Raw genomic sequence first — 24,065 nt, 5'->3', positions numbered from 1 at the left:
TCCCGCCACCAACATAAAAATTATAAAAAATCTGTTTTTGTCAAGTGTCGAGCGCTTAAAACATTTTTATTAATTGACACCTCGCTTTTATGTTCACCATTGAGATTTAAAAACTAAAAAACAAGCTTAATCATCAAGGTATTAAGATGCAAGTCTTATGTCTTATGTCTTTCAGCAAAGCGGTCTTAAATCTTAATCCGACAAGACTAATAAAAAATGAAAGTAAATGAAGCCTGGCAAAAAATGAGTGAGAATCAAATAAACCCAAACTCCCGCGCCTTCAATAAAAGTTGTCGGTCATCGGCATCCTCAATCCCGAAATCTTCTTTTATATGACGCTTTCTTTTTTCAATTGCAGCAATGGAAAAAGGTAATATTCCCGGTAGCTCCTTCATCTTCATTCCTTGGGAAAGCTCATAAAGTATCCTTCTATCCCATTTGTCAAGCAAAATATCATGACTGGTCGTCCTCCGGATCGACTTTAGTACACTTTTACTATAAAATGGAGGATCCGTTAAAACCTCTATAATGGCAGGTAGCAATATCTCCGTACTAATATCTCCCTTAATCAAAAAACCATCAGGATTAACGGTATTGAGTATGGTATGTATTCGATAGTTATTGTTGAATGTGGTGGCTATAATAATTTTGGCCTCTGGAAAACGCTGCCTAATCTCCACCCCAATGTCTTCACCAGATAAATGCGTTGTGCCTTTCGACTCAGGTAATTTTATATCCAAAAAAACCAAATCGATATTACGCGAGTTCGATTGAATTTTGTCAAGCAATTCCAATGCACTATCACAATCATTTGCCTCTTCTATGCTAAAACTCCATGTATCATTTGTCGATTCAATATCCCTTAATGAATTCCTATAGGCTTCAATAAGTAATGGATGGTCATCGACAATTATCGTTTTTATCTTTGTTGCCGTCATAAGTCATCGTTGTTTGGAATTAATATTTGTATTACCGTCCCCTCCCCAACCACACTATTAATAGTAAATATCCCTTTTAACTTCTTGGTTCGGGAAATCATATTTTTCACTCCTATCCCATTATTTCCATTGGGTTTTACAAATCCCTTTCCATTGTCTCGGATCTCTATTTCTACGAAATTCCCCCATTTCTTTAATGAAATACTTACAAGCCCCGCTTCCGCATGTTTAATACAGTTTTGCAAAGCCTCTTCTACCATTCGATACACGTTCGCTTTGAAATAATCATCAAATCCCTCCCAATCTACTGAAGCATCAGCATAGAATTTATATTCAAAATCCCCGCTAACGGACCTTTCCTTAACCAATTGCTCCATCCATCTCACAAATCTTGTGTCTTGCAATCGTATTTCATTCTGTAAATCGTGAGAAATTTTTCGGATCTCCCGTTCCACTAAATCCAAATGATGTAGACAATTTTTGTGTTCACTTATTGCATCCTTAGTACCTTCTATTTTTAATCTTTCCCAATTCAACCTTATCCCTAACATTCTGGCCAAAATACCGTCGTGAAGCTCCTCTGAAATTCTCCGCCTTTCCTCAAGTTTGCCTTTTTCCAAATTCGCTATCTCCTTTAAAGTAAGTAAGTATATCTGTTCATCTGCCAGTTGCTGTTTCACCTCAAATTCCAATTCTTTGGTTTTGGATCGTTGTTTCAGAAGAACTACAATTAAAATTAGAATCGTAATCAAAAAAAGACTCCCAACAATGGTCCAAAACCAAGTCCGCTCCAATTTTTCGTTTTTATCAATATAACTGTCTGTTTCAAATTGAATACGCGCAAATTTATTTCGAAGCCGCCGCTCTTCAATATTTAATTCGTTGTTAAGCGATATGTGTTTTGCTAGATACAAAGATTCCTGTTCAACATCACTTTTGGCTAATAGTAAGAGCGCTTCCAAGGCATCACGCTTTAAATTAATCTTATTTGCTAGATAATAAGTGTTTCTAGCATGCTCACGTGCTTTGGCAGTATCCCCCACGGCTAAATAATACTGGGATAAATGCAAATGACTCATTACCAGCCCCTCCTTATTTCCAATACTGTCACGAATTCGTAACGCCTTATAAAATGGATTAGGTAGGCCTTTAAATTCACCCCACAATAACATACTCATAGCCTTGTTATCCAAAACCCTAGCGTATAATGAAGGATCCAGCTTTACTATATCCTTGCTGAAAACAACGCGATCAAAGGATTCTATTGCATCCTTCTGAAGTCCCAATTTCTGGTAAACCATTCCGATGTTATTTTGTGTGTCAAAAAAATAAACCGAATTACGCTTCGTTCGTTTCCAATACTTCAGAGCAGTTTCATAGTTTTTAAGAGCTTCATCAAATTCTTCCAAATTTTTATGTACTACCCCTAAATGGTTATAACATAAATATAATTGCTTGTATTTCCCCAGATTTTCAAAATGAGGAATAGCCCTATATAATAAAGCTTCGCTCGTTGTATATTCCTTCAAACGCCCACTGATAAAAGCCATATTATAGAGCATTTTACCTGCATAAAAATCATCCCGATTTTCAAATATTTTGTAAGCTTTTCGATAATGGTAATAACTACTGTCAAGTTGGTTTCTTCTCAAAAAATAAATTCCATAATTCCAATGAATATGACCTAGCATTACAGAGTCCTGTCTCTTGTTGGCAAGTAATCGTCCTTTTCTCGCAGATGTTAAAAAAAAAGAAGTATCAGATTGTGATGCCGCTAAATATGAAATCTTATTGAAATAAACCATCCGCAGACTGTCATCATTAGTCAGCATATTTTGACTAAATGCCGCTTTTAAACTACGAAGTCTTTGATCCGGCCTTAATTTAAAATCCTCCGATATACGGATTAGCGAATCTATCTTTAATGTGTTGCTTTCAGAATTTGTAACCCGGTCACGACAGTTTGAAAGCAAAATACCAAGAACGATGGCTGCCAAGCAACGAAGCTGAAAATATCGATGCGCTTTCAAAATAATTAATATATGAGTTTACTCAAATGTAAGAAAGCCTTTCCAATTATGAAAAGGCCTCTCTAAAGTCCGTCATACTTAGTCGTCTTTGTCGTTGTCAGGCCTTACACTGTCATCATCTCCTGTGTTGAATGCAGGATGTGCATCATTGTCTTCAGTCATTGCAGTAGGAGTGCAAGACCCCATTACTGATATTAATAATATCAGACATAAAATTGATAAAATTTTCATGATAAAGTTATTTAAGTGAATTGAAAGAAAATTCAGATCACCACTTTGATGATCTATATTCACTTGTGCACAAGGAAAACTGAGAGAGTCTTCTCAGTCAGGAGAGCAACTTCCTTATCCCGAAAATAAAACCAAATCCAATTTAATTAAGTAGTTTTAAGGCTGTTTCTTGTGAAACCCCTCCTCCTTATGGTAAAACACCTCCTTATCTTGGTGAAACTTAAAAAGAACCTCTTCCTATAATACTCTCAAACCGCTCCATATTATCTAAATATTTATCCGAAAAAGGAATCCATACATTGCTTCTTCTCAACATTACAAAATGCTTTAGCCGATTGATCCTACAAACTTGCGTGACATTGATAATATAACTCTTTTGTATCCTCATAAAGGGAACGGAAAGACGTTCTTGAAAATGTTTTAAAGAATTGAAAACAGGAAGTGTCGTTCCATCTTCTAAATAAATATCCACATTGTTATTGTCTGCCTTTAAATAGAGGATATCAGACACTTTAAGGTAATGTCTATCCTGCGATGAAGAAATGGTCAAAATTCGACTTTTATTTATAAGCCGATTCTTGCATAAAGAAAGGACGTCAATTAAGTCCGCAATATTAACAGGCTTCATTCTAACATCTCTAAAGCCGAGTTTTAAAGAATAAAATGCCTGTTTATAGTCCGATGCCAACCCTATTACACTAAATTCCCTAAATAGGTTTTTATCAAAAAAAGTGTCATTATAAATATCCCCATCTAAAGTATCCAAATCCATCAATACAATATTGGGTTTTAAAGCCCTTACTACATCAAGCCAGCCCTTTCCCCTTGATAATTCGCCTACCAATTCATATTCCGGTTTTTGACAAATTTCCAACACACAATCTCTAACCCTCTGGTCGGTGGATATTAATAATAGTTTTATCAAAACTCATGTTTTCGAGTTCAGTAATAATATCCAATATTCTCCCAAGGGAAGTAAGGAGTTACCTTACAAATAGTAAGGAAGAACTTTCATTTTTTGTTGTTCTGCTATTTAATTTTAACTTCATTTTACTCTCATTTCATAATTCAACTTCTAACCTATCATGAAATATTGTAATCGGGTTGTGGCTAATTTAGAACGGAAACTTCAGACGTTGAATTCCCAGACCGATAATGTTTTTGAGGAAATTGAATTAGGTGTCTTCCATTGCAAGAAAGCTTTGAAAAAACTAAGGCTCAAAGTCATTACCGAAAACTTCAATTCCCCCGTTATTGAAAGTCATTTCTTTAAGATGATAAAACCAAAACCACTGGGGTATCTTATTTTTTATTTAAGCTTAGCCGAGTTTGAATTGTGCCGGCCACAAACCATAAAAAAGACCAAGAAATATATTGAAGAACAGATTCAAAAGTATCAAGAATATTTTTTAGAACATAAAGCCTTTTATCAATACCTGGAACGAAATAGAAAAGATAGGGACTCAGAATATTTCCTTCGCTCCCATGGAGTGGTAAAGTTTCATCCAGATGCACTTCAATATTGCGTGGACGAAAATTTTTCATCATCCCATGATTTAATAGTAGCCAAAATCTATGCGCACAAATTATTGATCCAACGGTTAACAACCGAATTAAATACCCTAAACGATGCCAAATCCAACCCTCGAGAAGAACCTATTCCAAATATGCAATGGACAAGAGCCAAATCCGACTTAATCGAATTGATTTACGCCCTTCACGAAACCGGCGCGATCAACAATGGCAACACTGATATAAAAGACCTCGCCACCTTGTTCCAACGCACACTTAACATTGACCTAGGACCATATTATCGCACCTACATCGAAATTCGTTCCCGCAAAATAAAAAAAACCAAATTCATTGATCTTTTGAAAGAGAAACTCCAAAAAAAAATGTACGATGCAGATGAACAAGTAAAATAAACCGTACACTTAATGACCCCAATTTATTTCACAATATAGGTACCCAGTCCTACGTCTTACGCCTGTCCGCCGATAGGCAGGTCCTACCGTCCTAAGTCCAATTCTCACCCAACATCCGTCACCCGTCAACTCTACCGTCTACAGTCTAACAACTACGGTCTATCAACGAAAAACAAAACTAAGGAGCCAAGGTTCCCGAGTCTGTCGGCCGAAGGAGGATGTTTTCAATAGCTCGTTAGAGATATTGAAAAAGTACCGAGGAAAAAAAAACACCCACCTTGGGTAAACCTTGGTAAATTATTCCAAATTCATTTTTCCTCCCTAATTAGTCTGATTCCAGAAGACTCTCATTTACCCCTCCAACAAGTTGTTATCATTGACTTTATAAGAATCTCGATTAATTTAAGGTATAGATATAAAATGAACCTCTCATTTTCAATTATAACCACAATTCTCAATAAATAATCCATACACCAATCCATCAAAATCGGAATGGCTACAAACTCAAGCAGAGTCACCAACGAAAAAAAATATCACCCACCTTGGGTACACCTTGTGAAAGCCTTTCTTCCTTTCTTTAAATCTTTGCAACACGAAGGTCAAATCGTGCAAAAAGTTGTCAATCTAAAAAGCCATAACCCTTTGACAGCTTTTTAAATCCCCGTCTCCCCACGGGGATTATTTTAATCATTTAAAACTTTTTAGCTATGCCAGTAACCATTCTCACCACCGACGATCTCTACGAATTCAAACTTGAGCTTCTTGAAGAAATTAAAAAAATCATCAAACCTCAAACATCGGAAGAACCAAAAAAATACCTCAAGTCTGCTGAGGTTATGGAAATGCTCTCCATCAGTCCAGGAACACTACAAAACCTGCGAATCAATGGCACCTTGCCCTATTCAAAAATAGGTGGGATAATTCTCTATGAAGAAAAAGAAATAGAACGCGTATTGGAAGAAAACAAAGTCTCATCGCGCTAAAATCAAACTTAGCTCCTCCCTTTTATTTTCCAATCCTATGTCAAATGTCAATTACATCTCACATTTAAACGCTTTTTTTATGACTATTTCAAAAGACAAGAGGCTCAATCCCTCCCATATCAGCTTATATATGGCTCTTTTTAATCTATGGAACATCAATCGGTTTCCAACCGAATTCATCATTATTCGTGATGAAGTTATGAAGCTTTCAAAAATTGGATCCAAGTCAACTTATCACCGCTGTTTAAAACAACTCGACACTTGGAAATACCTCCGGTATTTTCCTTCCCACAATTCATTTAAAGGCAGCAGAATTAGCTTGTTCATTTTTGGGACAACCACTGGACAACCGCTGGACTTAGGTGTCTCAAATCAAGGACAACCCTTGGACTTAGGTGTCCCAAATCAAGGACAACCGTTGGTATCATATATAAACAATAATAAACATAAAGAAAACATATATAAACTAGAGCTCCCGAAAAATGAAAATTTAGTAATCTCATTTTTTTTAAAAAATAATTGGCCCAAAATCGAAGCTCAAAAATTTTACGCGCACTACGCAGCCATCGGATGGAAAATTGGCGGAAAAATAAAAATGACCAATTGGCACGCTTCCGCAAAAAGTTGGATGCTTAAATCCAAAGACCTCAGCCTAAAGCAAATCAAATCCCCACCGTCCCAAAATCAAGACAACCTAAAAACCACCAAATCCAAAAATTACAAAGAACCTCTGTAGTATTCAATCTTTTTAAAGTCATGCTGAGCCTGTCGAAGCACCGAAACAAAACCGACAATTGATAACCGACATCCAATGAAAACCTTACCAAAATATCACCCAACCACCCCCCACATCCTAATCGAAGGCGGCGTAGAATTTCATTTAGGCAAAATGAAAGGTGACACCATCAATTACGATTTTTCTAAAATGCTCATCTACCTCAACGCAAAAGGAAAACTACTCTTCGGAAAAGAATTCAAAATCCACGAAGAAGATCATCAAATAATCTATCAACTCTGCCTTTACTTCATCAAAGATGAAGTCAACTGCCCCAAATACAACATCGACCCAACTAAAGGAATCTTACTCAGCGGCCCCGTAGGATGCGGCAAAACAACTCTAATGAAATTAATGCGACATCTAGTCCCACATCGTCGTCCATACGAAATCATCCCAACCAGGAACATCGTATTCGGTTTTAACAATCTTGGATATTCAATAATCGAACAATATGGAAATAGTCACTATTTCTGCTTCGATGACCTCGGTGTAGAACCCGAAGGAAAACACTTCGGAAAAGACTGCAACGTACTAGGAGAAATCTTACTATCTCGTCACGAAATTTTCACCAAATGTCCTTTGGAACATCGAACACGAGCAATGACCCACATAACCACAAACCTCAACGCTGAAGAAATAGAAGAGCGTTACGGCAACCGCGTCCGCAGCCGCCTACGCGAAATGGTAAACGTAATAGGCTTCGATAAAAACACAAAAGACAAACGAAAATGAAAACTCCAAAGCCTATTTTTTTTCAAACTGACCCAATGCCAGGTGCCTGAGCCTGTCCGTCGAAGGAGGATGTTTTGAAAACCATGAAGAAAGCACAATAAAACTTTAAAATACTATTGCTTTCAAAACGTACCGAAGGCCTAACCATTGAATACTGAACACTGAATACTGAACACTGATTACTGATTACTGCGTACTGACACACTCATAACTCATAACTAGATTACTCATAAACTCTTAAACATATAAACACTTCAACTCAACCATAAACCCTTATCAACAAACACCATGAACGCTCATCACTTTTGGCAATGGTTCCTAGCCAACGAAAAAATCCTCCGAAACATCCATTCCCTTTCAGAAAAAGGAAGAGAAGAACTACTCTATTGGTTTTCCAAACATTTAGATTACTACAGTCCTAAAATCGGCTATAGATTTATAATTCCTCACTTGAGTCAAGAACCCCCTACTCTATCATTTTCAACAAGTGGTGACCCTGAATTAAGAATACTCATTGTTCAACTATTAGAAACCGCTCCAAAACTACCGCACTGGATCATAACAGCATCTATAACCTCATTAGCCGACCAAGACCCAAACTATTTTGAAAAAGAATATTGTCTTAACAGTCTATGTTGCAAACCATCCCAAATAAAGTTTTGGACATTACTAATTGACCCAGAGACAGACCAATTCATCTTGGCAATCCACCTCGATATTTCCACAAATAACATAGACCCTGATTTAGTTTACGAAACAGTGGTAGCAATCCTAATAGACACTTTAGGAGACGAAAAATACAACCACCACATAGAAGACATCATCATCCACAACCAACTCCCAGTTGATGAAGAAATACTCGAACTCAAAGAGCTCAAACTATATTTAGAAAGCTACAAATCATAGAAAAAACAATTTTATTCAGGCATGCTCATCCTCATAAATCATAACTCTGAACCAGAAAACTGCGAAACGAAGGCCTGATGCTGCAAACTGTTACTGACTACTGTCACTAAACTGACCACTGAATACTGAATACTGATCACTAAAAAAGATGCCTGAGCCTGTCCGCCGAAGGAGGATGGTTTAAAAGCTGAGAAGAAAGTACAATAAAACTGTAAAATACTATTGCTTTCAAAACGTACCGAAGGCCTCAATACTGCATACTGAATACTGAACACTGATTACTGCGTACTGACACACTCATAACTCATAACTCTTGTCACCCTGAGCAGCCTGTCCTAGCTTGTCGAAGGGCAGTCGAAGGGCATAAACTCTTAAACATATAAACTCTTCAACTCAAACCATAAAAAACAAACACAATGAACACAAACCTATTCTGGTCCTGGTTCCTCGCCAACGAAAAAAAACTACGCTCCATACACACCCTTCCAGAAATTGAAGGCAAGCAATTATTATTTTGGTTTTACCAGTATCTTCGATGCTACAGCGCTGATATAGGTTTCCAAATACTTATTAAAACGAGTTCCAAAAAACGCCGAACACTTACATTTTTCACTTCTGGTGATAGTGAGGCACATCAAATCATTTCAAATCTAATACAATCAGCCCCAAAAATTCCCAATTGGATTATTTCAACCACTGTAGAAACTTTATCTGAAGATGATTCAGAATATCTCGAAAATGAATTCAACATAAATAAAGCAAGCTTTATCACCTCCAACATAAAGTCCTGGATTCAACATATTGACCCAGTAACAAACAAATTAATAGTAGGAATAATTCTCAATTTCCCAACAGCTAATATTAACCCCGAAATAGCACACCTTACAGTAGTCAGAATATTAAAAGAAATCCTAGGAGATTACATCTACAACCACCGAATAGAAAACATCATCATCCACAACCAACTCCCAAATGATAAAAAAGTATTCGAACTGAGAGAGCTAAAGCTCTATCTGGAAGGATATTAATCAACTAGATTTTTTCCTTCTCTAATTAAATGTTTTATACTATTCTCTAATTCATTTCTCGAGTTCTCTTTAACATCAGAAATGATAGTTTTTCTCATTCTTGTAAGTAGTATTTGAATAACATTCAAAGATTGGTTAGCTGAAAGGGAGCAAATGCTGGCTTGATGAATTATGAAGTTTCTCTGCTCATAAAGAAGCTCTAGGATTCCCTTATAAGAAGTATATCTTCTCTTAAAATTAATATCCATATTCTCAAAATCAGAAATTAACTCATTTGTGAAATAGTAATTCGTATTATTCTTTAAAGTTTCAATACAGTTCGTTTGGTCCGTCAGTGCATAAATTTTTGAATCAGGAATGTTGCATTTTACAATGTCTCTGTTATTATTAATGAGATTAATTATCAAATTTTCCAAATGAAGTTTACTGTAATTTCGCTCGCTAAGTAGTAATATAAAAGGCAAATTTTTAATACCTTCCCGATCTTTGTAAAAACCTCCATATCTTCCTAAAATCTCCAAATACCTCCAAGCATTAATCACTTTATCTTCTATAAGCCTACTGGTAAAAGCTCGGAAGTACAGGTTGTCTAAATGAGTTAATTCATTATTTAATATACTATTAAGCTCGAGATTATCTAAGTCATATTTAAGATCATTAGATACAACCAAGCTTTCTCTTTTCCATTTCCATCCAAGATTGTTATTATAAATTCTTATAATATCACTTTTGTCGATTTCCCCTCTTAGAGGTTTCGGGTAACTTAAATATGAAAGTGTGTTATCTGCTTCTTTAAATGCTAAGTGAACAGCTGAATCAAAAGATTTATGCTTTATAGGAATCTTAAAATAAATACAGCTTTTGGGCTTTATAAAATTTCTAAGACGTTCTTTTTGTTCTTCTCCCAATTCCTCTCCCATCGCTATAATATGTGCTGAAGAAACAATCTCTATATTTTTGTATGAAATATTCAGACCTTCAAAGCCTAAAGCATTTTTCACTCTTACAATAAAAATATATTCAAGTAAATCCTTCTTTACATAATTTTCGATCCCCTTAAATTGCTCCTTTAATGTTCTGTTTTTTAAAAAATCTTCTACAATTTTTTTAAAATGCTTTTCTCCTCTTTGTCTTTCTATTTCTAGTGATAAAGGAAATCTAGAATGTAGATTTTTAGTTTTTTCATCAATTATAATCTCCTTTGACAACAATCTATTAAAAACGCCATTGACTCCTGTTAATTCTTTTATACTAAACCCCAAGCGTAAAAATTCAGAAGCAACTAATTTTGTGAAGTAAATAATTTCTTCTTTATGCTTTGAGTATTCACAACCACAACTTAAATAAAATATAATATTATCTACACACAGCTCTAAATATTCTGTATTATCAAAATCATAACTACCATTAAGAACAATAACCGCTTCCTCTACATTAACTTTAAGTGTTAAAACATCTATATTCTTACTAGATAAATTTCCTTTAATTTTATTAATGATAGTTCTAGCCTTCCCTTTTCTAGAAACAATATCCGTCTTCAAATTGAATAGATCGTTGTCCATCAATTGCTTTATAACAATTTGAGAACTCAGTTCTAAACTAGTATTCGATAATCGAAAGTCGATTTTTTGCAGGATGGATATATGATTATCCAAAGGTTGATTTTGGAGAGATAAGTATTCATTTTCTGAAAGGAAATAGTGAAAATAATCATAAATAACCTTTGATTTCAGATCGATAATTTTATTCTTATGAGTGATACGCCCTAATTCTATCATTTTTTCATCCTATTCATTATTTTAACAATCATTAAGAATAATAGTCTTTTACTTAACACTAACCACTGATTTCTGTGTATTACCAACTAATAACCCTCATTCTTAATAAGCTCTCAACCAAATGTATTCAACTACCCGATAATACCAACATTACCACAGTGAATATCAATAACGCCAAAACCACAAAATTCACCATAGGTTTTTCCGCTACTGTTTCATCCTCCACCTCATTCTCCTTGGAATCCGCAGGAAACAAAACAAGGAGGAAATCGTTAATCCAATTATTGATTTGTTTCATAATTAAACGTTACGCTTTTGTCAAGAAATGGCGATTACATCTGGCTTGTGCGACTTGGCGATGTGAGTAACTTGGGCTTATGTAATTCATATCCTACCCCCCACTCCCTTAAACTTCTCTACAAATGAAGCTATCTTTTGAAACACACTCTGTTTTTTTGATAAATATTGTGGATTTAAAGGACTCATTCTTGGCAAAATAGCATTGAGCTCTGTCCCGTTTTCACTAGCATATTCCCGCTTTAAAGATGCAAGAAGATAGCGTTTTGCTGCTTCCTCATTTAAGTTTTCATCTACAATTAATTCCGTAGCCTCCTTCTTTTGTTTTTCTTGGGCATAGGAAAAGAACGCATCTATAATGCTCGCTTTATCTTCAATGCTGTCAAGGTCGGTTTCATTAATAAAATCAACTACTAAACTCTCTTTGGCTCTGTTACCTATGCTCGCACGAATAACCCGACGAACCTCTTCAGTTAAAGACGCTTTGTCTTTGGTCCCTTTATTGTGCTCAAATATCAATTCAAGTATATAATCCAGGTTTATTTCTTGCGATTTAAGCAAATCAATTTCAAAGACTACATCATCCCAATCAATAGTTGATTCTGCAACTTCTTCTCCTTCCTTCTGCCGTTTTAACCAATCGCGAATATCATTATAAGTTGATCGATAATCCTGCACAGTTCTTTCGGGCAGCATTTCAATCTTTTGCATGGCGGCAATATCCTCATCTGTTATAAAATGTTTTTCCTTAAAGGTTTCAAGAGCTTCCTTATCGTTAATGTCTATTTCTTGAAGTGCTTTGAGGTGGACAAATTCGTCGTAATTCTGTAGTATGTTTTCAACGCGCAGGTATTCTCCAAAGAGTTTTGTAAAATCCTTTTTATCGGCCTCGGTGACAATCTCGTTAGGATCTGGAAACCTTTCATTAAGTTCCTTAACCACCTCTGTGTAACCTCTTCGTGCTTCTCCAGTAACAATATCCGTAAAGCCTTCCAAGTATTCTTTATAGCTCTTTTCAAGGACTACATTCTTGGTATTCTTATCTCCAAAAAGCGTAATGGCATCAATGGTCGCTTTTTCCAAATCACGGAAGGTAATAATATTACCAAAGGTTTTGGAGGCGTCAAAAATACGGTTGGTACGTGAAAAGGCTTGCATTAAACCATGATAGCGCAGATTTTTATCTACAAAAAGTGTGTTCAGCGTAGGTGCATCAAATCCTGTTAAGAACATGCCTACTACAATAAGCAGGTCAACTTCCTTATTTTTTACCCGTTTGGCCAGATCGCGATAATAGTTTTGGAAAGCGTTACTTTCAACCCCAAAACTGGTTTTAAATAGATTGTTATAATCTTCGATGGCCTTAGATAAAAACTCTTTTGCACTGCTGTTCATGGCGGAAGGCTCAAAGCTTTCATCCAATATCTCACCTATGGCACTTTGCTCTTCGTTGGCTGCAAAAGAGAAAATCGTCGCTATCTTTAATGGCTTATCGCTCTCCTTTTGTAAATTATTCAATTCCTCATAATAACACTTTGCCGCATCTACACTGCTCACTGCAAACATGGCATTAAAGCCACTGTTTCCACCTTTGGTCCTATGTGTTTTCTGTCTGTAATTCTGTAAAATGTATTGAGAAACTTCTTTGATACGAGCAGGATGAAGCAAAGCTGTTTTGTTTTCGGCAGCACTTAGCTTTTTTTCATCAATTTCAGTTTCTATGCCTTTAAACTGTGGACGTACATCGTTATAATCCACTTTAAACTTTAGCACTTTCTCATCTCTAATGGCATCCGTAATAACATACGAATGTAATTCACGACCAAATACACTTGCTGTGGTTTCGGATCCTAAAGCATTTTGAGCGAAAATTGGAGTTCCCGTAAAGCCAAATTGATAGTACCTTTTAAATTTCTTTTTAAGATTCTTTTGAGCTTCTCCAAATTGAGAGCGATGCGCCTCATCAAAAATGAAAACCACTTGCTTTTGATAAATGGCTAAATCATTTTCACCTTTCATCAGATTATTCAGTTTCTGAATTGTGGTGACGATAATCTTATTATCATCTTTTTCAATATTCCGCTTTAAGCCTGCCGTACTGTCCGAACCGTTTACACTATCCGGAGAGAAACGTTGATACTCTTTCATGGTTTGATAATCCAGATCCTTACGGTCTACCACAAAGAATACTTTATCAATAAAATCCAATTGTGTGGCGAGTCGTGCTGCTTTAAAACTTGTGAGCGTTTTACCCGATCCAGTGGTATGCCAAATATAACCACCACTTTCAGGTTTAGACCAATTTTTAGCCTGGTAGGAACTTTCTATTTTCCATAAAATTCTTTCTGTAGCTGCAATTTGATACGGTCGCATAACAAGCAGTATATCACTGGTATCGAATACCGAATAATTGAGCAGCACATTTAAAAGCGTGTGTTTCTGAAAAAATGTTGCCGTGAAATCTTTTAGGTCTTTAATGAGCGTATTATCTGCTCTTGCCCAGTTCATGGTAAAATCAAAGCTGTTTTTATTTCGCTCTACAGTGTTGGCAAAATAACGGCTGTCTGTACCATTGGAAATGACAAAAATCTGTAAAAACTTAAACAGAGACGTATTGCTATTAAAACTCTCTTTGGAATAACGATGCACTTGATTAAAGGCTTCGCGAATAGCCACGCCACGCTTTTTTAGCTCTACCTGCACCAGAGGCAAGCCGTTGACTAAAATAGTGACATCATAGCGATTGGCATTGGTTCCCTTCTGTTCAAATTGCGAAATCACTTGCACTTTATTCCGAACAACCTGCTGTTTGTCCACCAAATAAATATTTTGGATCCGCCCATCATCAAACACAAAATCGTAAATATAATCGTCGTGCAATTTCCGTGTTTTATCCACCAGGTTGTCGCTCGGCCTATCCAAATATTCTTCTACAAAACGCGCCCATTCACCATCTTTAAACACCATATTATTGAGCGCTTGCAATTGCACTCTTACATTGGCAAGCATGGCTTCAATAGAAGTAAGGTGTGTTGGATTTTCATATCCCTGATTGATTAAATCCTGTATAAATTCCCGTTCCAATGCCGCTTCTGTTTGATAAACAGCAGCTGCCTCTTGCGCTTCTGAATTTTTGGTGTATTTATCAAGAACGATGAAATTATTTGATTCTGCTATGGTTTTGTATGTTGTCATATCATTCAATTCTCAGTTTACAATACAGGGTTTATTTTTCAATCAATTTAAGCACCACCATTCCAGTAGCTATGGCTATTCCAAAGCTTAACAATGTTCCTATCAAAATGTATTCTGTTAGTTTTCTGTCTTTTGACTCTTTTAAATCTCCGAAGCGGAATACCGACTTGGCAGCTAATAAAAAACCAATGGCTTCCCAATTACCTGTAACAACAAAAATGAAAACAAATAGACGTTCCAAAATACCAATATATTTTCCTGCGTTTTTCAACGATTCATCTTCCTCATCATTTAATGCTTTTGACCAATTAGACATGATTTCGCGCATACCTATTCCAGACACAATGGTTATGAAAAGTAGAGCAACTGAATAAACCCAAAAATTGGTGTTTTCATACCATGATGCGAAATTTATTTCTGGTTTGACGAATAAGACCCACAATCCCAAAATACTTATCACGTGTAATACTTGGTCTATTAAAAACCACTTGGACTTATTGCCTTCTTTTTGAGCATATAGTTTTAGGATATCAATAATCCCATGTGAAAGCATTAGTAGTAAAGCTAATAGCCAATAATTTAAATCCCATAGGATCAACAACACCAACAGTCCATGAATGAGGATGTGCAAATAGAGTTTTACTGACTTCGCTTTACGATTTTCTTTATCTTCTACCCAAGATTTGGGTTGCAGCAAAAAATCTCCAATAAAATGTGCAATTATAAGTTTGATGAGTATAATCATTTTTTTAGCGTATAAATTTTTTTACGAAATATTTTTTCAACTTCCAGTATTTCATTCACATTCGCTCTACTCCATCTACGACTCACAGCACTTTGCTTAATACCTAATTTTTTACCTATGTCTTCCTGTGTTGTATTTGGATTACTTAGAATGGTTTGCATTATCTCGGCTGAAGAAACCGACCATTTATCCATAAATGTACCCGCTAACCTTAAGTATAGATTTATTTCCTCATCAAATTCTTGCCAAGGTGTTTTTATACCGAGTGTCACGTTTTCTTTTTTCAACACATCAAATTTTTCGCCCGAATTTATAAAGGCAGAACCATTACTTTCTGAAATACTTTCGGCCGAATAGGTTTTCTCGCCTATACCAATAGCCAGACGAACATCTATTGTGCTTATTTTTTTTTGTTGGTTAACGGGTTCTACTTTTTTAATCAATGCTTTTATTTCCAAAGCCTTATGTAGAACTTCTTCTATGTTTGTGATTTCTACTTGAAAAAAATCCCCTCTATCCAATTTCCAATCTTTTGGGCTATCTCCCCATTTTGCCAATAGATGTTTGAGTGGCTTCAACCATTTTTCTTGGTTGACCAACTTCCTTGATGCGATTATATCACCTGTAATAATGGCTACCATATTCTATTCCTTTTAAATTTATAAAGTAAAAATATATAAACTATTCCTTCTTTTGGTAATAATTCAAATCATTCCTTAAATGGGTAATAACTCAAAGTATTCCATAAATAAGTCATTTTGAAATATCATTTAAAATGATGGTAATTCAAAATATCCTTGGTAGCGGTGATACTATTATCAATTTTCATTTTCAACTTATGATTTATCGAGAACGATGAAGCTATTGGATTCTGCTATGGTTTTGTAAGTACTCATTAATGTTTCTGTTTTGGAAAGCTTAACAACAAATCCCGATAATACTCATACTGCTTCTGCCTCAACTCAATCTCTTTTGGCAAACCTTCACTAATGGAATTGGTAAGCGTGTCAAATTTATCGAGAATGGAAACGATGCGTTCTTGTTCTTCTGGTGAAGGATATGGAATAGAAAAATTATTTAATTGTTTTAAGTTTAGATTTGGTTGCGCAGAGCCTTTTATATTTAGTTCTATATACTTATTCATATAATTTGATTTTATCAAATGGAATACAAACTTTAAATTAACATCATCATTCAGTCTAATTATAGCTAAAGCTTGATTTGTATTTGCAGGTAAAATTTCTTTTGGAACAATGGCGCATTTGCCTATTGTTGCTCCTGCAATCGTTATCAAAATATCATTATGTTTTAAAATTGATCTTTTTAATTCTTTATTGTGTGTTTCTTCGTCAATAAATGATATTTTTTCAATATCGATATATGAACCCACAAAAGCTTCTGTTTTAATAAAAGCTATTCCATTTGGCGTGTAATTTTTAGGTGTTGTGCCTTTTGTTATAAGAGAAGTTAATTCCCCCAAAGTCTTCCATTCCACTTCTCCCTCCTCAAAGCTCAACAACTCCTCTCTATAAAAACTATATTGTTGTTTGCGCGCTGTAAGTTCCGCTGTAAGCTCCGCTGTAAGCTCCGTAAATTTATCTAGAATACGAACAATTTCCTTTTGAACGGAAAGGGGCGGAATGGGGATTTGAAAGTTTACAAGCATTGGCATTGTAATGTAGGGAACAGAACCCTTTCTTGAATTTTTAATAATATAACTACGTAACGTGTGCTTTAAATAATAATATGTATATATAATGTCTGTAGAATCCTTAAACTCTCCTACAATATATGTCCTCTGATAAGCATTAAATTTCCCTTTATAATAATTTAAGTGTCCTACCTGACTACCATTTCCTGAAATCAAAATAGCTTCTAAATCAAATGCATAATCATTTATTTTGTAAGGTTTTTCATTACAAGTGAAAAAAGGATAAATACCATTATCCTCCATTGCATTTGCATTTAGACGACCTGTTGTAATCAAATTAACAACATCTCCCAAACTTTTCCATTCTACACCTTGCTTTGAGCCTGCCGAACTGTCAACCCCCTCCAACAATTTCTCTATATAATTTTTGTTCATTTTATTTTTTATTTACTAAAAACTAACCACTAAAAACTAACGACTAACCACTTTCACAATTTCATCAATATCCGCTCTCAACTTATCAATCTTCGCCACGGTTTCCGAAATCTCTGCATTCAACTCCACAATATCAATCACTTCACGCGTATCTTCTGCCTCCACATAAGAAGTCACAGAGAGGTTATAATCGTTTTCAGCAATTTTGTCATTATCCACCGAAACTGCTATATGATCCACGTCTTCTTTGTTGTCAAACAGCTTCATAATCTTTTCAATGTGTTTGTCGGTCAACACATTGGTATTGGTAGCTTTTTTGAAAAAACCTTCGCCACTGGCATCTATAAACTGTGTGGTATTATCGGTCTTACTTTTGGAAAGCACGAGGATATTTACCGCTATGGTCGTTCCGAAAAACAGATTGGGCGCTACAGAGATTACGGTTTCTACAAAGTTGTTATCTACTAAATACTTTCTTATTTTTTGTTCGGCACCTCCACGGTAAAAGATACCCGGAAAACAAACAATGGCTGCCCTTCCTTTGCTTGAAAGATAGCTTAAGGCGTGTAATACAAAGGCAAAATCAGCTTTGGATTTAGGAGCCAGCACACCGGCAGGTGCAAAACGATCGTCGTTAATAAGCGTAGGGTCGTCACTTCCTATCCATTTTATAGAATACGGCGGATTGGACACAATGGCGTCAAAAGGTTTAGCATCGCCCAATTGCGGATTCAAAAGCGTATCGCCCAGCACGATATTAAACTTGTCATAGTTCACGTTGTGCAAAAACATATTCATACGCGCCAGGTTATAGGTGGTATGATTTACTTCCTGCCCAAAAAACCCTTCTTCAATAATATGGTTGTCAAAATGTTTTTTAGCTTGTAACAGCAAGGAACCCGAACCTGCTGCAGGGTCATAAATCTTATTTACGGAAGTCTGTCCGTGCATCGCCAATTGCGCAATAAGTTTGGAAATGGTTTGAGGCGTAAAAAACTCCCCTCCAGATTTGCCGGCATTTGCGGCATAGTTGGAAATCAGAAATTCATAAGCATCCCCAAAGAGATCGATCTGATTGTCTTCGAAATTTCCAAAGTTCAATTCCTCTATACCTTTCAAAACCTTGGCTAATCGGTCGTTTTTTCCTTCAACCGTATTTCCCAATCGCGAACTGGTCGTATCAAAATCGGCAAACAAACCTTTTATATCGGGTTCGGATGGATAGCCATTGGCAGAGCCTTCAATCGCGTCAAAAATAGATTTTAAATCAGTGTTTAGATTCGTATTGGTATTCGCTGTTTTAGCAACATTCACAAAAAGCTGACTCGGATAAATAAAATACCCTTTTGTTTTAATCGCATCCTCTTTTATTTCAGGGGTGATAACATCATCAGATAATTTTGCGTAGTCAATACTCTCATCGCCTCCTTCTATATAGGTTGCAAAGTTTTCACTTATAAAACGGTAGAAAAGTGTTCCTAAAACAAAATGTTTAAAATCCCACCCATCAACAGACCCACGTACATCGTTGGCTATTCTCCATATTTTAGCTTGTAATTCAGCTCTTTGGTTTATGCTTGTCATTATTTATGTTTAATTAAATCTTTTAGTTTAACTCTACTATTTCGGTAATTTCAAAAAGTACTTTAAGTCTTGGTTGATGATATCCAAGGATAGCACCTTTAGCTCACAATTCGTAGGCAATTTACAAAAACATAAAGTCATTCAAATGAAGGAGTCCTCCCCTGCTGGTACGCGCTTGCATCGCGTTCACTTACCAACTTTGTTCTTACATCCCAATTTCGCAGAAAGAGTGCCGCTTCAAAGCCTAACAGCCAACCACCTACGTTCCCAAACCAGCAGAGTAGACCTGAACCTTCAGGACCATCCGATTGGGCGCCATACCGGCACCCGGATGCTTAGTTATTAGATAAAGATTTATCCCTTCAATTCCTCTATCTTACTTTTAGCTTCTGCAAAACTAGAGTCGATACTTTCTAAATCCTTTATAAATAATGTTTTGTCCGAACCGTATTTTTCAAGCTTAATATACCATTTTACTTTTCCTTTACTCACATAATATCCTAATTGAAAACCATCTTCCGTAATGAATTTATTTTCTAAATAATCAGGATTGTTACTTACGTCACTATCAACTTCCGATTTTAAACTATTAAAAGCCTTAATAACTTCTAGTAAATCTGAATATTCAACCGAAGCAGTTGAACTTCCGTATTTTCCAGGTTTCTCAATCTGGTAAAAGTATTTTACATCATCACCACTATTTAATTTTCTTATTCTTGTTTCTGCAACAATATACCCTGCCTTGAGATTACTCAGTTTAGTATCCGTAAACTTTATAATCACCCCAGTTTGAGAAACGAATTGTTCCATTTTAGTCTGTACTTTTTGATCTTCCTCTTTTACATCCTGGGCGAAACTAAATGTGTAAATAAATAAGATTAGAAGTGTTAGTGTTTTTTTCATGTTTTAAATTTAAGGTTAGAATTAGATTGAAAACCAAATATAGCCTTTTGTAATTCCATTTTTTTACGGCTTTCCTCATTCGTTCTAAAAATCTACTTCACCCTAGTCATTTTTGTATTAACTAACAGAAAAAACCGCTATTGCACGAATCATATAATATTCCCTCCGAATTAAGCTTGATACAACTATTAAAGAATAATACCGTAATACTACAGCATCATCTTCAAACTTACTATAAAATAATCTAATTTAATTACGGTATTCCGTAAGGAAGTAACATTTAATAACAATTCTATTTAAAAACTATCAGTTTTATATCAAAAAAAAGCCGCATAGACGGCTTTTATAGTTTGCTTTTAAGCAATAAAACTGTGCAATGGTTATCTATGACAGGCAAAGCAATTCATAAACCAAGCACAAAAAGATTCAACATCAAACCTTAAGAAACTTAGAAACCTGCTTCGTATTTTCATTTTTAATATGAAGAATATAAATCCCTTTATCTAAAGCAGAAACATCAATAACCTCATCCGTTCTCGAGCTTTGTACCTTCTGTCCAAACATATTATAAATGCTAAATTGATAACTTGTATTACCTGAGTTTCCACCTATGTAAACATAGTTGGTAGTATAAGAGGATAAACAGACAACGATTCAACCTCTGCCCCACCAGTCGAAAGCGAGCCCCAAGTATCTTCCGCTGCTTCGCCGTTCCAAATCAGTGTCGCTATATAAGGATTATCAATAAACGGATTCCTATTACCTTGATACTGATAAATAACCTCGTTCCTCTCCTTCTCAAATTGCGACACAGGATCCTCCAAATTCCATCTTAAAAAAACATCAGGCATATCATTCAATGGCGAATTATCTGTTGTGCCATACCCCAAATTAATAGCCTCACATTGCTCAGGATAACGGGTATACATATACATCGCAATACGTGCCACATCTCCTTTATGTTCATCTCCAGGATAAAAATTTCCAATAGAAGTAATATGTGAATTCCCATTCCCATCTTGAAAAATCCGATTACTACGCGAACTATTCATCTGACTATCACAACTCCTTAAATTATGAACATCAGTTCCAGCACTTGGATAAGAAGTATCTAAACTCGGATTCGCCAAAGACCTTGCAAAAACATGTTCTCGATTCCATAAACCAATACACGATGAGGTGTAATTTAATAAACAGAAACTCTTTCCATTAAAGCAATATCAAATTATTGCCAATGCTCTTTGCCTTTGCGCGCACTGCAGGAAATAACATAATATTTTCGGTAACTCAATTTAATATAGGAAGGTAAGCGGCCACATCAAAAATTGAGGTCAACGATCCCAATTCAGGGAAAACCAACTCCTGAAAACCCATCCCAAACTAGACCAACCCCCATAAGGGCAAACCGACATACACCGGTTCAGTCAACACTGCATTCATGTTGGGTCGTGCCGCCCACACGAATGCTTAGTTATTCTACACCATTTTTTATTATCAATTTTTCCTTTGTTATTACAAGCTCTTTATTCCTTTTTCTCTTATAAACTATGGTAAAAATGATTGCAGATAAAATGGTAAAGCCTCTGAGTACATTTGGAAGTATCCCTCCAAGTGCAGTTATATCCATTTCAAATAAATGCCAAGCTAAATTCATTAATGAATGCAAGAAGATAGGTATCCATAGATTATAATTCCATTCTACATATAACCAAGCAAATAAGATTGCTCCCATAAATGTGACAAAAAATATACCTATCAATTCAGAACTATCTTGGCTCTGATATAAATGTCCTGATGCAAAAATAATTGCGCCTACAATTATTGAAGAGATAAATCCGAGTTTTGTGTACTTAAAAAGTTGTCCAAATAAAAAACCCCTATAAAATAACTCTTCCACAAAGCCCACTATAATCGTTCCCGCTATTAAATTTGGGACAGAAATATCTTGATTAAGTTCAAAAAATATCAAACCACCTATAAGCATAGGAAGGGAAAATAGTAAGGCAATGAAAAATGGTCTTACGGGATTGTGATTCAGCCCTAAATTACTTAAAACATTCAGTTTAGGATTTATGAAATAAGTTCCAATGAATATTGGAATTCCGATGATGAAATAAGTAAGAATATAGCTCAACAATCCATTTCGGGTTAACAAATCCAAATTTTCTTTAATTGTCGAAAAATACTGTTTCAAAATTAGATAAACAGCAAAGAAAACTATGGTTAGAATTATTGTCTTATTACTGTGTTTTATTTTCAATTGTTGATATATTTTGTTTTCCGTCAAATGGTGTAGAACGTTTGGTATAAGCGCAGTAGCGGGATTAGCACCCGAACCTTTCGATTTATAATTGATTATTGATTTATAAAACTACTTTCGGTTAATCAGTAACTCCGCTATTGCGTTTATACTCGTGTTGGGGCAAGTACTTACACCTCGATTTTTATTCCTGTTGCTTTCAATTCTTTAATAATTTCATAACCGATGGAATCTATAGTGTCAGTTACTTTTTTATATAATAACCCTGCAATGTCATTAGGTAAAGTAACTCCTTCTTTATAAATACAACAGACATTTTGTCTTCCCAATTTAGCTGCAAAATATCCGAATTCAAAGATTACATTTTGTCTTGCTCTTAATTCGTAATCCTCACCTTTCTTGTGCTTCTCGTATTCAGCCACGGTCATTCCTACGTCATCAGGTGTGAGTAGTATAAATGCATAGGAAACGTCAGAATGTTTTTCAAACTTTTCTATAATCGTTAAACCTTCGTCAGCTTGCCTATGAAGAATTATTGGCTCCAATCCTATATCCCTCAAAAAAATATCAATATCATTTTTTAGTTCCGAGTCGTGACCGTGAACAACGAAGACTTTATTACTTGATTTTTCTAAAACCTTGTCATTTTTCTTTTTTGAACTTTCGCCTTTCTTATAGCCAATAGGTCCGGAAATAATTTCATCAGTTATATCTGTTGCACGGGCTGCTGCTTTCCAAGCATAACTTGGTCCTCCAATGGTTATAACATTGCTATTTCTGTTTTCAGCTCTTATTTTATCAATAAGCTGTTCGCTGGTTTCTTTACTCTTACTAATCCTTATTCTGTCAATATCAGTAGGCTGAATAGTTTTCCCATTCATAATAATCGGCTCACCCTGTTCATATGGTTGTATAACTCTAAATTGTAATTGCTCTTCACTAAAATCATTTTTAGTTTCATCACTTGATTTTTGTGATTTTAATGATATTCTGACGTGATAATTCATAGTTATTTTTGTATTTGCCCCAACATAAGTATATCCGAAGTATCATATTAATTCATGGCGTATATATCGCATATACACGAAATTATGATACTATCACATTCAAACTTAACACAAATTATTTAAACTTTATTGCGGGAAACCACAACCTATCCAATAATTGTCAACAATTACACCTAAATAATATGAATCTAACACCAGTAACCCCAAAATACATTAAGAACAAATAATTATAAAAAGAAAAGAAATTAAGGACTTTTTAACAACAAGTAGTGAATACATCAAAGTTCGGAAGGGTAGGTAAAATTTCACCCAAAACTTATAATTATAACTCCAAAACAGCATAAACAAAGAAAAACAAATAATCAAATCCCCCACCTCCGGCACTCATACCAATTTAATTTTTAAATGTTGTATGAAAAAGTTGAATTATTTTTAGTTCAGTTTAGGAAGAAAATCTAAGCATAGCCGTGTCTATGGTTAGATTTTTTGACAACAAATGGGCTAAAAAGAAGCAAATTTTATGCAACATTGGAATGTTAAAGTGGTATTGAGCTTTCACTCGTACCGCAGGCTACACTCCTTCAACCGTAAGAGCCTACGGTTCCCCGCAGCATAAGCAATAATTTAATAAACAGAAACTCTTTCCATTAAAGCAATAT

22 protein-coding genes are annotated in these 24,065 nt (G+C 35.3%); 6 read left to right on the top strand and 16 right to left on the bottom strand.

All coding sequences use genetic code 11. The features are described 5' to 3' along the window. Window positions 1-254: 254 nt before the first annotated feature. The 4 genes from BLW28_RS13135 to BLW28_RS13125 all read right to left on the bottom strand — a co-directional run bounded on the left by BLW28_RS13135 (window position 255) and on the right by BLW28_RS13125 (window position 4,124). Window positions 255-938 (bottom strand): response regulator, encoded by a 684-nt coding sequence (locus BLW28_RS13135; protein WP_073220956.1) that lies wholly within the window; start codon window positions 936-938, stop codon window positions 255-257. After that, window positions 935-2,968, bottom strand: coding sequence for an ATP-binding protein (locus tag BLW28_RS13130; protein ID WP_143156792.1), 2,034 nt, complete (start codon window positions 2,966-2,968; stop codon window positions 935-937). The genes BLW28_RS13135 and BLW28_RS13130 overlap by 4 nt, the downstream gene beginning before the upstream one ends. A gap of 78 nt (window positions 2,969-3,046) precedes the next feature. Beyond that, window positions 3,047-3,199 carry a hypothetical protein gene (locus BLW28_RS15800; RefSeq protein WP_159431784.1) on the bottom strand — a complete coding sequence of 51 codons (153 nt, stop codon included), beginning with the start codon at window positions 3,197-3,199 and terminating at the stop codon, window positions 3,047-3,049. A 220-nt stretch (window positions 3,200-3,419) separates the two neighbouring features. Next, a complete protein-coding gene (locus tag BLW28_RS13125; RefSeq protein WP_143036890.1) occupies window positions 3,420-4,124 on the bottom strand; it encodes a LytR/AlgR family response regulator transcription factor in 705 nt (234 codons plus the stop codon). A gap of 160 nt (window positions 4,125-4,284) precedes the next feature. On the opposite strand from BLW28_RS13125, the gene BLW28_RS13120 reads away from it, so the two are divergent. The 6 genes from BLW28_RS13120 (at window position 4,285) to BLW28_RS13095 (ending at window position 9,551) form a co-directional block, all read left to right on the top strand. Beyond that, window positions 4,285-5,124, top strand: a complete 840-nt coding sequence (locus BLW28_RS13120) for an RteC domain-containing protein (protein WP_073220948.1) — start codon at window positions 4,285-4,287, stop codon at window positions 5,122-5,124. A 707-nt stretch (window positions 5,125-5,831) separates the two neighbouring features. Continuing rightward, window positions 5,832-6,107 (top strand): helix-turn-helix domain-containing protein, encoded by a 276-nt coding sequence (locus BLW28_RS13115; protein ID WP_073220946.1) that lies wholly within the window; start codon window positions 5,832-5,834, stop codon window positions 6,105-6,107. A 79-nt stretch (window positions 6,108-6,186) separates the two neighbouring features. Further along, the gene (locus BLW28_RS13110; RefSeq protein ID WP_234946500.1) at window positions 6,187-6,843 is read left to right on the top strand and encodes a hypothetical protein; all 657 of its coding nucleotides are present in this window, start codon (window positions 6,187-6,189) and stop codon (window positions 6,841-6,843) included. A gap of 75 nt (window positions 6,844-6,918) precedes the next feature. Continuing rightward, window positions 6,919-7,617 carry a P-loop NTPase family protein gene (locus BLW28_RS13105; RefSeq protein WP_073220941.1) on the top strand — a complete coding sequence of 233 codons (699 nt, stop codon included), beginning with the start codon at window positions 6,919-6,921 and terminating at the stop codon, window positions 7,615-7,617. A gap of 288 nt (window positions 7,618-7,905) precedes the next feature. Next, window positions 7,906-8,523: a hypothetical protein gene (locus BLW28_RS13100; protein WP_073220938.1), complete on the top strand. Its 618-nt coding sequence runs from the start codon at window positions 7,906-7,908 to the stop codon at window positions 8,521-8,523. Window positions 8,524-8,939: 416 nt separating this feature from the next. Beyond that, the gene (locus BLW28_RS13095) at window positions 8,940-9,551 is read left to right on the top strand and encodes a hypothetical protein (RefSeq protein ID WP_073220935.1); all 612 of its coding nucleotides are present in this window, start codon (window positions 8,940-8,942) and stop codon (window positions 9,549-9,551) included. On the opposite strand, the gene BLW28_RS13090 is transcribed toward BLW28_RS13095, so the two are convergent. The 12 genes from BLW28_RS13090 to BLW28_RS13040 all read right to left on the bottom strand — a co-directional run bounded on the left by BLW28_RS13090 (window position 9,548) and on the right by BLW28_RS13040 (window position 23,406). Next, the gene (locus BLW28_RS13090) at window positions 9,548-11,329 is read right to left on the bottom strand and encodes a hypothetical protein (RefSeq protein WP_073220932.1); all 1,782 of its coding nucleotides are present in this window, start codon (window positions 11,327-11,329) and stop codon (window positions 9,548-9,550) included. The genes BLW28_RS13095 and BLW28_RS13090 overlap by 4 nt on opposite strands. 127 nt (window positions 11,330-11,456) lie before the next feature. Beyond that, window positions 11,457-11,627, bottom strand: a complete 171-nt coding sequence (locus BLW28_RS15795) for a hypothetical protein (RefSeq protein WP_159431783.1) — start codon at window positions 11,625-11,627, stop codon at window positions 11,457-11,459. A gap of 86 nt (window positions 11,628-11,713) precedes the next feature. Continuing rightward, a complete protein-coding gene (locus tag BLW28_RS13085; protein ID WP_073220929.1) occupies window positions 11,714-14,821 on the bottom strand; it encodes a type I restriction endonuclease subunit R in 3,108 nt (1,035 codons plus the stop codon). A 31-nt stretch (window positions 14,822-14,852) separates the two neighbouring features. After that, entirely contained in the window at window positions 14,853-15,566 is a 714-nt protein-coding gene (locus BLW28_RS13080) for a DUF3307 domain-containing protein (protein WP_073220926.1), read from the bottom strand. After that, window positions 15,563-16,207 (bottom strand): SatD family protein, encoded by a 645-nt coding sequence (locus tag BLW28_RS13075; protein WP_073220923.1) that lies wholly within the window; start codon window positions 16,205-16,207, stop codon window positions 15,563-15,565. The genes BLW28_RS13080 and BLW28_RS13075 overlap by 4 nt, the downstream gene beginning before the upstream one ends. A 254-nt stretch (window positions 16,208-16,461) precedes the next feature. Next, window positions 16,462-17,652: a restriction endonuclease subunit S gene (locus BLW28_RS16020; RefSeq protein ID WP_073220920.1), complete on the bottom strand. Its 1,191-nt coding sequence runs from the start codon at window positions 17,650-17,652 to the stop codon at window positions 16,462-16,464. 36 nt (window positions 17,653-17,688) lie between these two features. Continuing rightward, a complete protein-coding gene (locus tag BLW28_RS13065; protein ID WP_073220917.1) occupies window positions 17,689-19,236 on the bottom strand; it encodes a type I restriction-modification system subunit M in 1,548 nt (515 codons plus the stop codon). 354 nt (window positions 19,237-19,590) lie between these two features. Continuing rightward, the gene (locus tag BLW28_RS13060; RefSeq protein WP_073220914.1) at window positions 19,591-20,139 is read right to left on the bottom strand and encodes a hypothetical protein; all 549 of its coding nucleotides are present in this window, start codon (window positions 20,137-20,139) and stop codon (window positions 19,591-19,593) included. A 432-nt stretch (window positions 20,140-20,571) separates the two neighbouring features. After that, window positions 20,572-20,712 (bottom strand): T9SS type A sorting domain-containing protein, encoded by a 141-nt coding sequence (locus BLW28_RS16160; RefSeq protein ID WP_394331669.1) that lies wholly within the window; start codon window positions 20,710-20,712, stop codon window positions 20,572-20,574. Window positions 20,713-20,747: 35 nt separating this feature from the next. Continuing rightward, window positions 20,748-21,308: an endonuclease I family protein gene (locus BLW28_RS13050; RefSeq protein ID WP_083540816.1), complete on the bottom strand. Its 561-nt coding sequence runs from the start codon at window positions 21,306-21,308 to the stop codon at window positions 20,748-20,750. 302 nt (window positions 21,309-21,610) lie between these two features. Beyond that, window positions 21,611-22,399 carry a CPBP family intramembrane glutamic endopeptidase gene (locus tag BLW28_RS13045; protein WP_073220908.1) on the bottom strand — a complete coding sequence of 263 codons (789 nt, stop codon included), beginning with the start codon at window positions 22,397-22,399 and terminating at the stop codon, window positions 21,611-21,613. A 170-nt stretch (window positions 22,400-22,569) separates the two neighbouring features. Next, window positions 22,570-23,406, bottom strand: coding sequence for a TIR domain-containing protein (locus BLW28_RS13040; RefSeq protein ID WP_073220906.1), 837 nt, complete (start codon window positions 23,404-23,406; stop codon window positions 22,570-22,572). Window positions 23,407-24,065: the final 659 nt, after the last annotated feature.

It is taken from the genome of Aequorivita viscosa (assembly GCF_900106795.1).
In the GTDB taxonomy this organism is placed as follows: Bacteria; Bacteroidota; Bacteroidia; order Flavobacteriales; family Flavobacteriaceae; genus Aequorivita; species Aequorivita viscosa.
Note: the sequence above shows the minus strand (reverse complement) of the source record. Positions and strands in the feature narration are given on the sequence as shown.

Excerpts from the sequence above, each read along its gene's own strand:
- BLW28_RS13080 (WP_073220926.1), bottom strand. The coding sequence starts at position 15,566 with ATGATTATACTCATCAAACTTATAATTGCACATTTTATTGGAGATTTT.
- BLW28_RS13120 (WP_073220948.1), top strand. The coding sequence starts at position 4,285 with ATGAAATATTGTAATCGGGTTGTGGCTAATTTAGAACGGAAACTTCAG.
- BLW28_RS15795 (WP_159431783.1), bottom strand. The coding sequence starts at position 11,627 with ATGAAACAAATCAATAATTGGATTAACGATTTCCTCCTTGTTTTGTTT.
- BLW28_RS13060 (WP_073220914.1), bottom strand. The coding sequence starts at position 20,139 with ATGAAAAAAACACTAACACTTCTAATCTTATTTATTTACACATTTAGT.
- BLW28_RS13100 (WP_073220938.1), top strand. The coding sequence starts at position 7,906 with ATGAACGCTCATCACTTTTGGCAATGGTTCCTAGCCAACGAAAAAATC.
- BLW28_RS13115 (WP_073220946.1), top strand. The coding sequence starts at position 5,832 with ATGCCAGTAACCATTCTCACCACCGACGATCTCTACGAATTCAAACTT.
- BLW28_RS16020 (WP_073220920.1), bottom strand. The coding sequence starts at position 17,652 with ATGAACAAAAATTATATAGAGAAATTGTTGGAGGGGGTTGACAGTTCG.
- BLW28_RS13105 (WP_073220941.1), top strand. The coding sequence starts at position 6,919 with ATGAAAACCTTACCAAAATATCACCCAACCACCCCCCACATCCTAATC.
- BLW28_RS13040 (WP_073220906.1), bottom strand. The coding sequence starts at position 23,406 with ATGAATTATCACGTCAGAATATCATTAAAATCACAAAAATCAAGTGAT.
- BLW28_RS13095 (WP_073220935.1), top strand. The coding sequence starts at position 8,940 with ATGAACACAAACCTATTCTGGTCCTGGTTCCTCGCCAACGAAAAAAAA.
- BLW28_RS15800 (WP_159431784.1), bottom strand. The coding sequence starts at position 3,199 with ATGAAAATTTTATCAATTTTATGTCTGATATTATTAATATCAGTAATG.
- BLW28_RS13135 (WP_073220956.1), bottom strand. The coding sequence starts at position 938 with ATGACGGCAACAAAGATAAAAACGATAATTGTCGATGACCATCCATTA.
- BLW28_RS13090 (WP_073220932.1), bottom strand. The coding sequence starts at position 11,329 with ATGATAGAATTAGGGCGTATCACTCATAAGAATAAAATTATCGATCTG.
- BLW28_RS13110 (WP_234946500.1), top strand. The coding sequence starts at position 6,187 with ATGACTATTTCAAAAGACAAGAGGCTCAATCCCTCCCATATCAGCTTA.
- BLW28_RS13075 (WP_073220923.1), bottom strand. The coding sequence starts at position 16,207 with ATGGTAGCCATTATTACAGGTGATATAATCGCATCAAGGAAGTTGGTC.
- BLW28_RS13085 (WP_073220929.1), bottom strand. The coding sequence starts at position 14,821 with ATGACAACATACAAAACCATAGCAGAATCAAATAATTTCATCGTTCTT.
- BLW28_RS13065 (WP_073220917.1), bottom strand. The coding sequence starts at position 19,236 with ATGACAAGCATAAACCAAAGAGCTGAATTACAAGCTAAAATATGGAGA.